This is a genomic window from Burkholderia savannae, from assembly GCF_001524445.2.
GTDB lineage: Bacteria > Pseudomonadota > Gammaproteobacteria > Burkholderiales > Burkholderiaceae > Burkholderia > Burkholderia savannae.
Genome location: NZ_CP013418.1, coordinates 1,317,661 through 1,331,329, shown reverse-complemented (window position 1 = coordinate 1,331,329; position 13,669 = coordinate 1,317,661). Strand labels below are relative to the sequence as shown.

Here is a 13,669-nt window from a genome sequence, read left to right as displayed (position 1 = left end):
CGATTCATCGGTTGCCCGTGATTCTCGTGGATCATTGCATGCGTGACATTAAGCGCCTGAAAAAGAAGGCGTTTTGTGTTCTTGTTCGCATGACGGACATGCTTGGTCAGATCGATCGATCCGGCTCCGACATCATTCGGATTCCTTCCTTATTCGCCGTTTCGTGACGAGTAAATTCTCATGCGCCTATCAGAAACAATCACTATTTCAATATACGTTTCTGGTGCCAATATCGATGAAATAGTGGGATGGCTGCCTTCGTAAATCCGATCGATTTGTCGATTGCAAGGTTTACTTTTAGAGGAAAGTCACTATGATTCCCGGGGCGTAAGGGCTTTGTCGGTTTGGTCAAGCTGCTAAGCAGTCCGAATCGAGCTGTCAAGGTTCACCGTGGGATCGCTGTGGTCGCGTCGGCCGACGACACCGCATCGGGCCGCAGTCGGTCCCGTCCGTCGAAATGACGACGTTCACTGATAAGGGAGGCGTTCTTATGGGCCCGATGGTCTGGCGTAGTGCATCCGATTCCATCAAGCGCTTGATGGCCGTGCCGTTGATGGCGGCAGGCCTGTCCGGCGCCGCGTATGCGGTGCCCGTCGATGCACCGGACCTGCAGCAGGCAATCCGGCAGGCTTTCTCCACTCGGCTCGGCAAGCAGGGGCCGGCCGCGCCCGCTGCGCGCGACGACGTGATCGAGCCGATCAAGTCGGATCAGGAGGCCGGATGGGTGTTCGGCACCGTTACGCAGGTCGTTCCGAACGACTCGCCGGCCTACCCCGTGTCGAAGCTCTTCGTCGCGCAACGCGCAAAGGACGGATGGGTCGTCGGCATCGAAGGCACCGATGCGTTTTATGCGCTTGCCGCCGCGGCGCCGGCGAAGCTGCTGCCCCGCGACGAGCGCGCGCATCTGAATGCAGGCCGCGCGCCCGCCACGTCGCGGCCGAGCGCGGCGGCGGGGCAGACGGGGCTTGCGCTGCCGTGGCAGCAAGGCGCCGCGTGGTATTGGACGGGCGGCGCGCATGGCTGGAGCGGCGAAAGCCGCCCGTTCAACTCACTCGACTTTTCCATCGGCAACGGTCAGGTGCTCGCCGCGCGTGGCGGCGTTCTCTACAAAAGCTGCGAGCGCAACGGCAGCGCGATCGTCAAGGTCGTCCACGACAACGGCTATGCGACCACGTACTACCACATGGTTCAGCTGACTCAGGCCGGCAGCGGCACGCGCGTGCGCCAGGGCGAATACCTCGGGCGCGTCGGCAACGGCCTGCCGTGCGGTGGGCAGACGACCGGGCCGCACGTGCACTTCGCGCTGAGCCAGGGCGGCAGCGATGTACCCGTGAACGGCAAGACGATCGGCGGCTGGCAGTTCTTCGAAGGCGGCGGTGCGTATTCGGGCTATGCGATCCGCAATCAGCGGCGCGTGTCCGTGCAGGCGTCACTCACCAATTACGGCTCGGAGGACAGCGGCGGGCCGGCCGAACCGTCGCCGTCCGTGAAGGCGACCGTGCAGGCGCCGGGGCCTGTGAACCTGCGCAGCGCGCCGTCGCTGTCCGCTTCGGTCGTCGGCACCGTCGCGAACGGCGCGACGGTCCAGCTCGCGTGCTATGCGTACGGCGATACGGTGCGGGGCAACTGGGGTGCGACGCGGCTCTGGTATCGGCTCGGCTCGAATCAATGGGTGTCGGACGGTTTCGTCCATACGGGGAGCAACGATCCTGTCGTGTCGGCCTGCACCAGCCGATGACGGCGGCCGTTGTCTGTCCGCGTGCACGCAGGCGTTGCGCGGCGTCGGCGCGATTCGCGGCGCGAGCGGTGTGGTGTCGACTGTCGAGCGAAGCGCGCTCGATACGCGGCCGTGCATGTCTTTCGACCATGTGATCGGCGGCGGCCCGGCTGTCGGGCGGGCGCGCGGCGGCATGTGATCATGCCCGCCGTGCGCGGCCCGGCGCGGACACCTGCGATCTCCTTGCACGATCCCCGCGCGTGCGTTCATTCGGCGTCAGGCACCTCGATGACGAGATCGGATTGCGCGATCGCGACGCACGGCAGGATGTAGCCTTCCGCTTTTTCTTCGGCGCTCACGCCGGGCCAGTCGATCCGGTAGACGATCGAGCCTTCGCGCAGACGGCACAGGCAGGTCCGGCACGTGCCGTTGCGGCACGAGCGCGGCAGCGATACGCCGGCGAAGCCCGCGGCTTCGAGCAGCGACAGCGATTCGGGCGCGTCGAAGCCGGCTCCGAGCGGCTCGACTCGCACCCAGTGCGAACGTTCTTCGGTCATGCGATCGTAAGCGGCGGCGCGGTGTCGTGGACGATGAAGCCGCAAGGATACCCGATGCGCTCGCGCGTTTCGCCGCGCACGCAGCGCGGCCCATCTGCGCATCGTACGCAAGGCCGCACGCGCGGTGCCGCGCTCGTCGTCCGCGGCTGGCTGCGGCACCGGCGGCACCGACGATTCAGACGCCCGGCGGCCGTCGTCTGCGCAGATGTCGATAAACGGTGTTGCGCGCGAGCCCGAGCTCGCGCGCGGCCGCCGACACGTTGCCGCGATGCCGGTCGAGCGCGCCGTCGATCAGCGCGAACTGATGGGCTTGCAGCGTCGGCGCGGCGGTGGCGAACGCCGCTGCCGCGCCGGCCGCGTCGCCGTCGGTGGGTGTCGCCGTGGCTTCCCGCGCGGGCTGCGGGCAGTCGAGCCAGAAATCGTCGGGCAAATGCCCGACGTCGATTTGCGTTTCGCCTTCGGCGAGCATCCCGGCCGTGCGCAGCACGTTCGTCAGTTGACGCAGATTGCCGGGCCAGCGGCAGCGCGCAAATGCGGCGAGCACGGCCGGCGACACGGCGGCGGGCATCGGCTCGCTGCGCGCGAGCCGCGCGAGCACGCGGGCGACGAGCGTCTCGAGGTCCGAGCGCTCGGCCAGCGCCGGCAGCGTCACCGCGAGGCCATTGATCCGGTAGAACAGATCCTCGCGGAACGTGCCGGCGGCGATCATCCCGCGCAGATCGCGGTGCGTCGCGCAGACGATCCGCAAATCCACCGGCACCGCGCGCGCGCCGCCGAGCGGCATCACCGCGCGTTCCTGCAGCACGCGCATCAGCCGCACCTGCTGCGCGAGCGGCATGTCGCCGATTTCGTCGAGAAACAGCGTGCCGCCGTCCGCCTGCGCGATCTTGCCGGGGCTGCCGCGCTTGCGCGCGCCGGTGAACGCGCCGTCCTCGTAGCCGAACAGCTCCGCTTCGATCAGCGAATCAGGCAACGCCGCGCAATTGACCGCGACGAACGGACCGTCGCGGCGCGGCGACGCACGATGCAGCGCCCGCGCGAGCCATTCCTTGCCGGTGCCGGTTTCGCCGAGCACGAGCACCGGCAGGTCGCGCCCGCGCACCTTGCCGACGCGCTGCAGCACGGCGGCCATGCGCGCATCGCCCGTGTCGAGCGTCGCGAACGTGATCGCGTCGGGATCGTCGTCGCGCGTGCTCTCGGCGTTACGGGGCGGCGCGATGCGGCTCGTCACCGGAACGGCCGTGCGCTGCGCATCCGCGAATTCACAGCGCGCGCGCACGCGCACGCCGCTGCCGAGCGTCAGCGCGAAGCACGCGAGCGGCTCGTGCGCCGCATGCTGCGCGAGCTTCGCGAACGACAGGCCGAACAGCTCGTCGCAGCCGCGATGCTGCAGCGCATCGAAACCAGCGCCGAGCTGGAATTGCGCGCTGCGGTTCGCCGCGATCAGCGCGCCGCTCGGGCTGAACGCGACGAGGCCCGCGAACAGCGAGTCGACGAATTCGTCGTGTGCGTGAAAGCGCACGCGCAGCGCGTCGGCGCACTGGTTCGCGAACAAATGATTCTCGATCAGTTGCGCGGACATCTTCACGAGCGCGAGCGTGTGCGAGCTGAAGCCGCGCGGATCGCCGCTCACGTCCAACGCGCCGAGGATGCGGTCGAAGGGATCGACGATCGGCGCGCACGAGCAGGTCAGCACGTGATTCGCGCGCAGGAAATGCTCGGCGCCGTGGACGGCGAGCGCCTGGCCCGAGGCGAGCGCCGTGCCGATCGCGTTGGTGCCGCGCGTGTCCTCCGCCCACGACACGCCGGGGCAGAGCGCGACACGATTCGCCTTCTCGACGAAATCGGCGTCGCCGATGCTGTGCAGGATCACGCCGTCCCGATCGGTCAGGAGCACGAGGCTTTGCGTGTCGGCGATCTGCGTGTGCAGCGTGTCCATCACCGGGCGCGCATGCGTGTACAGCGACTGGCTGCCGTCGATCAGTTCGCGCAGCGCGGTGCGCGACAGCGGCGAAAAATCGGGCAATTCGGATGCGCGCAGGCCCACCGACGATGAGCGGGCGTGCGCTTGCGCGAGCAGGTCGACGCGGCTCGCCACGGCGGGCAGCACGGAAGATTGCGGCATGACTTGTCTCCATGGGGCCCGCCGACGGAGTGTGCGCTCCGCTCGACCGGCGCAGCGGTGGACGTGGCGGCGCGGGCACGCCCATCATACAAGCGCCGCGCGCGATGTGCGACCGCAAATCGAATTTCGCTTGCTTTTGTGCCCCGGCCTGCAATGATGGAAACAGGGTGCGCACGCGCCGCGCCCCGCCCGGACCGATGCGGAAATCATGAACGGTCCCCGCAATTCAGCATGCGCCGCGACATGCATCCGTTCGGGGAGAATCATCATGGTTCGGACGGAACTGAGAGTGGTGCTCGCCGCGATCGCGACGTTCGTCTCGCTGGCCGGCATTGCCGTGGCGATCCACGGATTGTTGTTCGACCAGGATGCTGCGGTGCGATATGGCGCTGCGGCGATTGCGCTCGGCGTGACGACTTGCGCGGTTGCACTGAACGTCTGGCCGAAGGACGAAAAGAAGTGAGCGGGATGGCCTGCGGGCGGCGCGACGGCGAGCGCGCTCGCGGCGCCGTGGGGCCCGATCGGCTCGCGCGTTGTGCGACGCGACGAGCGCTGCCGAATGCGATCGGTATATAACCCGCATGCCCGTCGCAATATAAAGGGCTTTGGCGCGGCGGTGCGCGCGTCGACTCGAGCGAAGGCCATCGAAGCTCGTTCGCGCGAAACCCGACGGCCCGCGAGCGGAGTTCGCCGGTCGACGAACCGCACGCGGAAATGCGGCGCGGACCATCGCTTCCTCTCGTTTGCAACTGCCTGATACCGGGATTCGCAGTCGAATCCGGTGTGCGATTCCCACGACGATTCATCGCACGATTCTTCCTGCAGTCAAGCCGTTGCGCGGTCAATTGACAGAAGAATGCGCGGGAGCCTGCGCGCGCGCAGGGTTTTTTGACGAAATCTTGTGTCGTGCCGGAAAGCGACTAAAGTGAAGTCAACCGGAGCATCCGGCGAGCGCGCGCCGCTCGCCGCACGACAGCCGCTCCGGTCAGCCCGCGCGCTTCCGGCCGGCGAACCCTTCCGGCGGCACGCGGTTTCTTGCATTCTCGAGCTACGGCAAAGGCGGTTCCGATGCAGATCCAGTTCACGAACGATGCGCCCGAATATTCGGGGCGCGAATTGACGCTCGCGTTCATGGCGATGGTCGACGGCGAGCCGGTTCAATGCCATATCACCGCCGAGGCGCTCGAGGACCATTACGGTGCCGCTTCGCCGCGCTTCGAGGATATGGTGGGGGCGTTCGATGCGCACCGGCTCCGTATCGAGGCCGCGGCGCGACGCCTGTTGTCCGAGACCCGCGCGCAATGCGTGGTGTTGAGAAGCGGGTACGTCAGGTTTTACGAGGCGAACGTGCGCTAGATTGCGCCGACTTCGCGAACGAGCGCTGCCCGCGGGTGGCGCTCGTTTTTTATGAGCCGAAGTGGATTCGTTCGGCATGCTTGCGAGATGCGGCGTGCAGGCCTGCGTCGACACGCGGGCGTGTTCGCTTCTGCGGGTCGTTGATTTGAGGATTCGCGGCAGTGGACGGCATGCGCGCGACGATGCGTTGCGTTGCGTTGCGTTGCGTGGCCCGTGGCCGGCTGCGCTTGCGCGAGCGCTGCGTCGGTTGTTCGTCGGGCTTCGTTCGGTCGCTTGCGAGCCGTTTATCGAACCGCTTTTTGAGCCGCTAATCGATTCGCTTATCGAGCCGCCTGTCGACGAGCGCGCAGGCGCGCTTCGAATGGTCGCGATGAGAACACGTGCTCCTTCCGGGCGCGACTGTCGCGGCGTTGCATGTTTCGCGGATCTCTCTTCGCAGTCGACTCTCGCACCGTCGAATCATCGGTTGCCGACGAGCCGTTCCGCCGCGCAAGCGAGCTTATTGGCCGCGCGCCGAATCGGTCGCTCGCGGTCGAGCTTCGTTCGATCGGTTATCCTAAAGACGAATGCGTCGCTGTCTGCGCCGAATGGAATTCGCAGTGAGGACGCCGGCTTCGTTGACGTCCTTCGGTCGGATATTACGTCGGACTCTCGCCGGTGTGCGGATGCGTCAGCGGTGACGTTCCTATTGCGTTCTGTCGCGGTCATAGCAGCCTCGCGAACGCACGAGCAAGCGCGCATGGGAGCCGCACGCGTGACAATCGCCGCCGGATCGCGGCGAGACGTCTTGCCGGCGCGCAACTGTCGCGCGGGCGGCGGGCTAGTTGGGAATTCAAGCATTGCCGACGAATCTGTCGCCCGGCGCATGCCGTCGTTGCGTCGGCTTCCGAGATCGCGCATCGTCGCGCGGCATTACCGTTCCCCATACGGCTGCGTCGTCGCCCGCGCGTCCAGACGCGGACGAGCCGTTTGCGGCGGCAGTCGCTTGCGCGTTCGCCGCCGCGCGTCGCGCCGTTATTCGGCGCCGAGGTAGAAGTAGCGGAACAGGAAGATCGCTGCGATGATCCAGACGATCGGCTTCACCTGCTTCGCGTGGCCCGTCAGCAGCTTGAGGCCGCCGTAGGCGATGAAGCCGAACGCGACGCCGTTCGCGATCGAGTACGTGAACGGCATCAGCAACGCGGTGAGCGCGGCGGGCACGGCCTCCGTCGCATCGTCCCACGGCACGTCGACCATGTCGCGCAGCATCAGGCACGACACGTACAGCAGCGCCGGCGCAGTCGCGTAGCCGGGCACGACGCTCGCGAGCGGCGCGATGAAGAGGCATGCAATGAACAGCACGGCGACCGTGATCGCGGTAACGCCGGTGCGCCCGCCCGCCTGCACGCCGGATGCGCTTTCGATGTATGCGGTCGTCGACGACGTGCCGAGCACCGAGCCCGCGACGATCGCGGTGCTGTCGGCGAGGAGTGCCTTGTTCAGGCGATGCATCTTGCCTTCGACGAGGAGCCCCGCGCGATTCGCGACGCCCATCAGCGTGCCCGTCGCATCGAACAGCTCGACGAGGAAGAACACGAGGATCACGTTGATGATGCCCGTCGACAGCGCGGCGCCGATGTCGAGCTTGAACAGCGTCGCGTCGATCGACGGCGGTGCGGAGAAGATTCCGTGAAACTCGTTGCCGCCGAAGAAGAACGACAGGATCGTCACGCCGATGATGCCGATCAGGATCGCGCCGCGCACGCGCAGGTAATCGAGCGTGACGATCGCGAAGAAGCCGATGATCGCGAGGACCGTCGTCGGCTTGTGCAGATCGCCGAGCGTGACGAGCGTCGCCGGGCTGCCGACGATCACGCCCGCCGTTTTCAGCGAAATGATGCCGAGGAAAAGGCCGATGCCCGCGGTGATCGCGATGCGCAGCGACTTCGGAATCCCATTGACGATCACTTCGCGCACGCGAAACAGCGTGACGAGCAGAAACAGGCAGCCGGAGATGAACACCGCGCCGAGCGCGGCCTGCCACGTAAAGCCCATGCCCTTGACGACGGTGTAAGCGAAATACGCGTTGAGGCCCATGCCCGGCGCGCAGGCGATCGGGTAGTTCGCGTACAGGCCCATGATGACCGATGCGAGCGCGGCGACGAGGCACGTGGCGACGAAGACGGATTCCTTCGGCATGCCCGCATCACCGAGAATCGCGGGGTTGACGAAGATGATGTAGGCCATCGTCAGGAACGTGGTGACGCCCGCGAGTATTTCGGTGCGCAAGTCGGTTCCGGCTTCCGCGAAGCCGAAGTACCGTTTGATCGATTCCATGTGGGCGATTCTCCGGTCGAGTAGTCGTGTTGCTGAATGCTTTGTGAGTTGTGTTGCCCGCGTGGCGGACGTACTGTAACCAGCCACTATTGGGCGGCTATCGGCGGATTGTAATAGCGGACATAGGCGGGACGATATATTTGCGGCGATTGATCGCGATTCGACATCGCGCTCGCGGCGGCTCGCGCAGCGAGCGCGGCGAGAATTCGGGCGGGCGGCGTCCGCGCACGCGTTCGTCGGCGAGTCGTTAAAATGACCGCTTGCCGGTAGCGAGAAGGGCGTGCGCCGCGTGCGGCGCCCTGGCGGCGTCGAACAACGAACAACGAACGGCGTCGACGCCCGTGCCGGTGCGCCGCCTATTCACGAACTGGAGAGTTCAGCTTGACGTCGATCGCTCGAATGCATGAAAGCGTCGTGCCGGCGCACGGCGAACAGCAAGCCGATGCCGGCCATCCTGCCTGGATGTCCGTCGCGCTCGCGGAACAGGGCGTTCGGCGTTTCAGGGCCGGCGCAAGCAATCCGCGCATCATCGAATACAACGGCTGCACGAATCTCGCCGGCTACGACGACAAGATTTCGTGGTGCTCGTCGTTCGTCAACTGGTGTTTCGCGCGCGTCGGGATATCGGGAACGGGCTCGGCGCTCGCGCGATCGTGGCTCGAGTGGGGCCGTGCGCTGAGCGAGCCGGCCTATGGATGCGTCGCCGTGCTGACGCGCGATCGTCCGACGAGCTGGCGAGGGCATGTCGGCTTCTATGTGCGGCACGACGACGAACGTGTGTATCTGTTCGGCGGCAATCAGCGCGGCGCGGTACGCGAGTTCGCGTATGCGCGTTCGAGGCTGCTCGGTTACCGGTGGCCCGACGAAGGCGGGCTCGGATGACGGACGGAATGCGGCTTGCGGATGAACGTTGCGCGTGACTGACGCATTGCGCGCGTTGTGCGCGCCGCACGCGACGCCGAGCCGGTGACGACATGCGGTGCGTGGCGGGTCGACGCGCCGCGCACGAATGACGGCTTGATATGCGCACGAGTGGCGAACAAGTTGCGTGCGAGTGGCGGACCGTCACGCATGGTTCGCATTGCCGATCGTAATATCTTCGAAAGCAACGGCGAGCCGTATCGCAGGCGCGACCGAGTGGGCGCATCGAAATCGGCCGAATGCGACGTGATGGACTTTCATGCCGCAATGGCGCGTGCTCGCGCGTTGCGACGGCGCGACGCCCCATTGTCGTGCATGCCGGTACGGCGTCATGTTCGACCGTACGCGGTCGAAACATGCGGCTGCATGGCCAGCCTCGCGCGATTCCTGGCGGATTGCACGGCAGGCAAGCTCGCCGGCTTTGCGGCCGCATGATGCCCGCGCCAATCGCATGAAAAGAAAAAAGTCCATGAGAATCGGCGTAAGGTTTCGGTCGAAAGCATGCGCTGCCAAACGATCGACATCCGGAAATTCACCCAATTCCTGCTACAAATCCGTTGATTTTAGAGATAGGTGTTTACATATATTTTTCGACGGATATTTTTCTTCTGGATCAATGGGATATCGTTGTTTTTTAGGATGTTGCAATAAGGTGGCTTGTGTAAAAGAATGCAAGTCGTCATCGCATTAACGCGATTCTCTCACTAGGATAGAGACAATGCTCGCGTCGGGGCCGTCGGGTGCCGGGAGCGGACGCGGGAATCGGCGCATTTCGCAGTGGCAGCTGAAGGTGAGTGCAGGGGCAGGGTTTCGCAGGTGGGACGCGCCCCACGCGATTTCATCCGTCAATACGGAGGCAAGCATGTTGAACTGGATCAGCCGATGGGCGTTGCGTCACGCCCCCACTCCCGAGAAGAGCGCGGCGTCGATGCTCGTGACTGCACGGATGGAGTTGTTCGCCGCCGAGCAGCGCGTGATCGACGCGAAGCTGCAGGCCGATTACTGGCGCGCGCGCGTGTCGTTTCTCGAAGAGGTGCAGAAGCAAGGCATCGATCCTTGGGTGAGCGCGCAGGTGCAAAAGACCGACGAAGAGCCGTCGACGGCCGTGCGCGGCGCGTCGGGGCCGCGTCTCGCGGCGAGCACGTAACGTCGCGTGCGAACGGTTCGCGGCGTGCGGCACGTGCCCGCCGGCCGCGATGTTTTCGGCGCGCTTTGTCGTGCGCGCTTCGCCGCCATTTCGAGCGCGCCGTTCATCGATCGGGGCGTCGTCGTTCAACACATGCGTTGCGTGCGTTCGTTCGGGGAACGGACCGAACCGGTGCGCGCAACGTTTCCTCATTTTTCCTGAAACGCCGTGCGCGCTTGCATGCAGGAATCGCGTGCTCGCGGTCATGCGATTCGGCACGACGTGCGCGATGCGGCTGGCGGCTGGCCGTCGGCGGGGCATCCGCGCGAACCGAGTTCGCAGTTGTCGTGCGTCGACGGATCATCGTGCGCGCATCGCGATTCGAAGGGCGGCGCGCGATTTTGTTCGATCGGTCGTGCGTGAGCGCTCCGATCCGATGCATCCGATGACGACGCACGGCCGACGGTATTCGACGGGCGCGGGCGACGGGCGAAGTCGCGTCACGCGGTACCGGCATCGATCGGCCACTTGGTGATTTCGTTTCTCTCGGCTTCGAAATACATAGCGGTCCTGATGATAGAAGGCGACGCGACTGCGCGAAATGCATGCGACGCGACGGTGAGCTTCACCGTCGCTTTCGCGAGGCGTCCGTTGTTCCGCTTCATCGCGCGAAGCAACAGACGCCAAACGGTTCACAACGGCGTCTGTCGCGTCGAGCCGGCGCGGCATGCCTCTGCGTCTGCTCGCACGACGCGTCAACGCGGGCGCGGACTGGTCAGATCCGCCGCGATGTCGAGCAGCCCGTCGATCATGCCGCCGATCCAGCCGCGCCGGCGCGCGTACGCCGTCGTCAGCGAGACCTCCGCGGCGGACGGCCCGTCGGCGCTGAGCCAGATGCGCTCGCCGCGCGGCACGTGTAGCACGTCACCCGGCCGCAGCCAGTAGTCGTCGACGCTGTACGAGCGCGTGAGCCAGACGCGCGAGCTCAGCACGCGGATCTCGGTGTGGCTGCGCGCAAGCCACGTCATCATCGCGCGCGGCTCGAGCGCGAAGTGAAGCGTCATGCGCGGCAGCTGGATCGCGTCATATCCGTCGTGCCGCGTCGAATCGGGACGAAATAACAACCGGCTTGCCTGGTCCATCGTCTTCTCCTGAATAGAGCCGGCGGAAGGAGCGCAGCGCAATGAAAAAGGCCCCAACCGTTTCCGGCGGGGGCCTCTTGACATCCGATGTTGCGGATAGCTAACGCGCGAGCGCCCCCGGTGACACGCCACAACGGGCGTTCATTGGCGGGTGGGCATTTACGATGGCGATGTGCAGGCGCGTATCCATGTCGATGAGTTTCGTCATCCTTCGTTGGCTTGTCAACGAAAATATTGTGGCAAGCGCGATTGCCGTGTTCGCCGGCGCGACGCGGCGTTCGCGACGACGATGCCAGCCGGCGGCGCATGCCGCCGCGGCGCGCGGTCCTCAGTAGGGCGGAACGAATCCGTTGCGCCGCGGCAGCGTGGTTCGCGTCACGGCCGGACTGGCGCGGGCGCCGAGTCGTCGAAAGGGGGATGTCGACATCAGATAGGTGGCGCAATGCGAGGCCTGCGTGAAGCGATCGCGTGTGCCGTATCGCGGAATCGAGCGGACCGGCGCACGGCGAGTCGTTCGACTCCGCGACGGCAACGCGAGCCGCAAACGGATCGTTGCCGGATCGTTGCCGAATCGGCAACGTGGCTTCGCCGCAAACGCGAATGGCACGTGGCGCGCCGAGCGCGCAGCGGCTATTCGGTCCGGCTGACGCACGGGCTTCGAATCAGCGCATCGCGCCCCACAGCAGCGTCGTGCCGGCCGACAGCATCACGAGATCGAGCAGCCGGTGGAACGCGCTCGTCGACAGGCGCAGCGTGACCGCCTTGCCGATCGAGATGCCCGCGGATAGCGATGCGCCGACGAGCGTGCCCTTGATCACCACGTCGAGCGGCAGGCCGCCAAGCTGACCGAACGCGGCAAGCTTGCTCGCATAGACGACGAGCGACGCCGCTGCTTCGGTTGCAAGCAGGCCGCCCTTGAGCAGCCCGTAGGCGGAGAAGATCGGCAGCGTCAGCGGGCCGGTGGAGAACACGATGCCGGTCAGATAGCCGACGACCGCGCCCGCTGCGGACAACTGCCACGCGGACAATGAAAATTTGTTTCGGCTTGCTACGTATCGGTATGGGATCATCGACAGGAAGAACACGCCGAGCGCGCAGTCGACCCATTGCGGCTTGAGCACCCACAGCGTCCGCGCGCCGAGCATGGCGGCCGGCGCGGCGGCGATCGAATAGGCGAAGAACGCTTTCCATGCGATGTCGCGGCGCCACACGTACGCGCGCGAGACGTTGCCCAGCACGGCGGCGATCGCCATGATCGGCACGGCCTGCTTCGGACCGAAATAGAACACGAGCGGCGGCAGCAGCATGATCGACGCACCGGTTCCGATGACGCCGCTGACGACGCCCGCGACGACGCCGATCAGCAATACGATCGCATAAGCAGTCATTGAAAATCCTCTTCGACCAGTCGACCTCCGGATTGGGGACGATCTTGCATCGTAGTCAATCGGCAAGTCGGGCACAGTGCTAAAATTTCACGCATCCGTGACATAAAGTACGAGCCATGTCGGCACTCCCCCCATTGGCGGCAATCCGAACGTTTTTGGTCGCGTGCCGCGCGGGAAGCTTCACGGCGGCAGCCGACGAGCTGTGCGTCACGCACAGCGCGGTCAGCCGCCAGATTCAGACGCTGGAATCGTGGCTCGGCACGAGCCTCTTCGAGAAGGACGGTCAGCGGATGGTCCCGTCCGTGCATGCGCGAGCGTTCGCGCAGGAGCTCGGCGGCGCGCTTGACGCGCTGACGGACATCGTTCAGCGCTACGGCAAGGGCAGCGCGCGGCAAGTGCTGCGCATCAGCGTGCCGACGACGTTCGGCATGCGCTGGCTGATTCCCCGTCTCGCGGCGTTTCGCGACGCGCATCCGGACGCGATGGTGCAGGTGTTGACCGTCACGACGCAGCAACAGCCGAGCGGCGGGAGTTGCGACGTCGCGATAAGACGCGACGATCAGGTCTTCAATCCCCAATCGGCGATCCGCTTTCTCAGCGATCATCACACGGTCGTCGCATCGCCGTCGCTGCTGAGCCGCGTGCCGCTCGATCGTCTCGAGGATCTCGCACGCCATACGATCCTCGAAACCGAAACGCGCCCGCGCCACTGGGACGACTGGTTCGCTGCGGCGAAACTGGACGCGAACCGCTTCACGAGGCGGCAGCGCTTCGATCATTTTCATGTGACGTTCCAGGGCATCGTCGACGATCTCGGCGTCGGCATCGGGCCGGTCGTCACGCTGAGCCGCGATTTCGCGAGCGGCAGGATCGTCGCGCCGTTCGGCGACATCCGGGTGGCGCCGCACGATTACTATGTGGTCACGCCGATCGGCATTCAGAAGACGGCGCTGCATCGCAAGTTCGAGGACTGGCTCGCGGCGGCGGCTGCCGGCTGACGCGCGCCGCATCGCGCATGCCC

General features: G+C 65.7%; 12 protein-coding genes. 7 read left to right on the top strand and 5 right to left on the bottom strand.

What is annotated here, in order from left to right:
* Positions 1–490: 490 nt before the first annotated feature.
* Positions 491–1,738: a peptidoglycan DD-metalloendopeptidase family protein gene (locus WS78_RS27030; RefSeq protein ID WP_059578908.1), complete on the top strand. Its 1,248-nt coding sequence runs from the start codon at positions 491–493 to the stop codon at positions 1,736–1,738.
* Between the two features lie 245 nt (positions 1,739–1,983).
* On the opposite strand, the gene WS78_RS27025 is transcribed toward WS78_RS27030, so the two are convergent.
* The gene (locus tag WS78_RS27025; RefSeq protein ID WP_059578903.1) at positions 1,984–2,274 is read right to left on the bottom strand and encodes a 2Fe-2S iron-sulfur cluster-binding protein; all 291 of its coding nucleotides are present in this window, start codon (positions 2,272–2,274) and stop codon (positions 1,984–1,986) included.
* A gap of 175 nt (positions 2,275–2,449) precedes the next feature.
* Positions 2,450–4,399 carry a sigma-54-dependent Fis family transcriptional regulator gene (locus WS78_RS27020; protein ID WP_059578897.1) on the bottom strand — a complete coding sequence of 650 codons (1,950 nt, stop codon included), beginning with the start codon at positions 4,397–4,399 and terminating at the stop codon, positions 2,450–2,452.
* Positions 4,400–4,667: 268 nt separating this feature from the next.
* Between WS78_RS27020 and WS78_RS27015 the strand changes: the two genes are divergently transcribed.
* Both WS78_RS27015 and WS78_RS27010 read left to right on the top strand, forming a co-directional pair.
* Complete coding sequence (locus WS78_RS27015) at positions 4,668–4,862, top strand: DUF2964 domain-containing protein (RefSeq protein ID WP_038752606.1); 195 nt, start codon at positions 4,668–4,670, stop codon at positions 4,860–4,862.
* Between the two features lie 605 nt (positions 4,863–5,467).
* Positions 5,468–5,755, top strand: coding sequence for a DUF1488 family protein (locus tag WS78_RS27010; RefSeq protein WP_038752603.1), 288 nt, complete (start codon positions 5,468–5,470; stop codon positions 5,753–5,755).
* A gap of 1,014 nt (positions 5,756–6,769) precedes the next feature.
* Here the strand turns inward: WS78_RS27010 and WS78_RS27005 are convergent.
* Complete coding sequence (locus tag WS78_RS27005) at positions 6,770–8,071, bottom strand: NCS2 family permease (RefSeq protein WP_038752600.1); 1,302 nt, start codon at positions 8,069–8,071, stop codon at positions 6,770–6,772.
* A gap of 399 nt (positions 8,072–8,470) precedes the next feature.
* On the opposite strand from WS78_RS27005, the gene WS78_RS27000 reads away from it, so the two are divergent.
* The 3 genes from WS78_RS27000 (at position 8,471) to WS78_RS26990 (ending at position 10,139) form a co-directional block, all read left to right on the top strand.
* Positions 8,471–8,953, top strand: a complete 483-nt coding sequence (locus tag WS78_RS27000) for an NlpC/P60 family protein (protein WP_059578893.1) — start codon at positions 8,471–8,473, stop codon at positions 8,951–8,953.
* A gap of 189 nt (positions 8,954–9,142) precedes the next feature.
* Positions 9,143–9,427, top strand: a complete 285-nt coding sequence (locus tag WS78_RS36400; protein WP_156437508.1) for a hypothetical protein — start codon at positions 9,143–9,145, stop codon at positions 9,425–9,427.
* Positions 9,428–9,854: 427 nt separating this feature from the next.
* Positions 9,855–10,139 carry a hypothetical protein gene (locus tag WS78_RS26990; RefSeq protein ID WP_038752594.1) on the top strand — a complete coding sequence of 95 codons (285 nt, stop codon included), beginning with the start codon at positions 9,855–9,857 and terminating at the stop codon, positions 10,137–10,139.
* 734 nt (positions 10,140–10,873) lie between these two features.
* Here WS78_RS26990 and WS78_RS26980 read toward each other — a convergent pair.
* Positions 10,874–11,260, bottom strand: coding sequence for a DUF2917 domain-containing protein (locus tag WS78_RS26980; RefSeq protein WP_059578878.1), 387 nt, complete (start codon positions 11,258–11,260; stop codon positions 10,874–10,876).
* Positions 11,261–11,922: 662 nt separating this feature from the next.
* Positions 11,923–12,648 carry a sulfite exporter TauE/SafE family protein gene (locus WS78_RS26970; protein WP_059578873.1) on the bottom strand — a complete coding sequence of 242 codons (726 nt, stop codon included), beginning with the start codon at positions 12,646–12,648 and terminating at the stop codon, positions 11,923–11,925.
* 116 nt (positions 12,649–12,764) lie between these two features.
* Between WS78_RS26970 and WS78_RS26965 the strand changes: the two genes are divergently transcribed.
* Entirely contained in the window at positions 12,765–13,646 is an 882-nt protein-coding gene (locus WS78_RS26965; protein WP_059578869.1) for a LysR substrate-binding domain-containing protein, read from the top strand.
* The last annotated feature ends 23 nt before the right edge of the window (positions 13,647–13,669 follow it).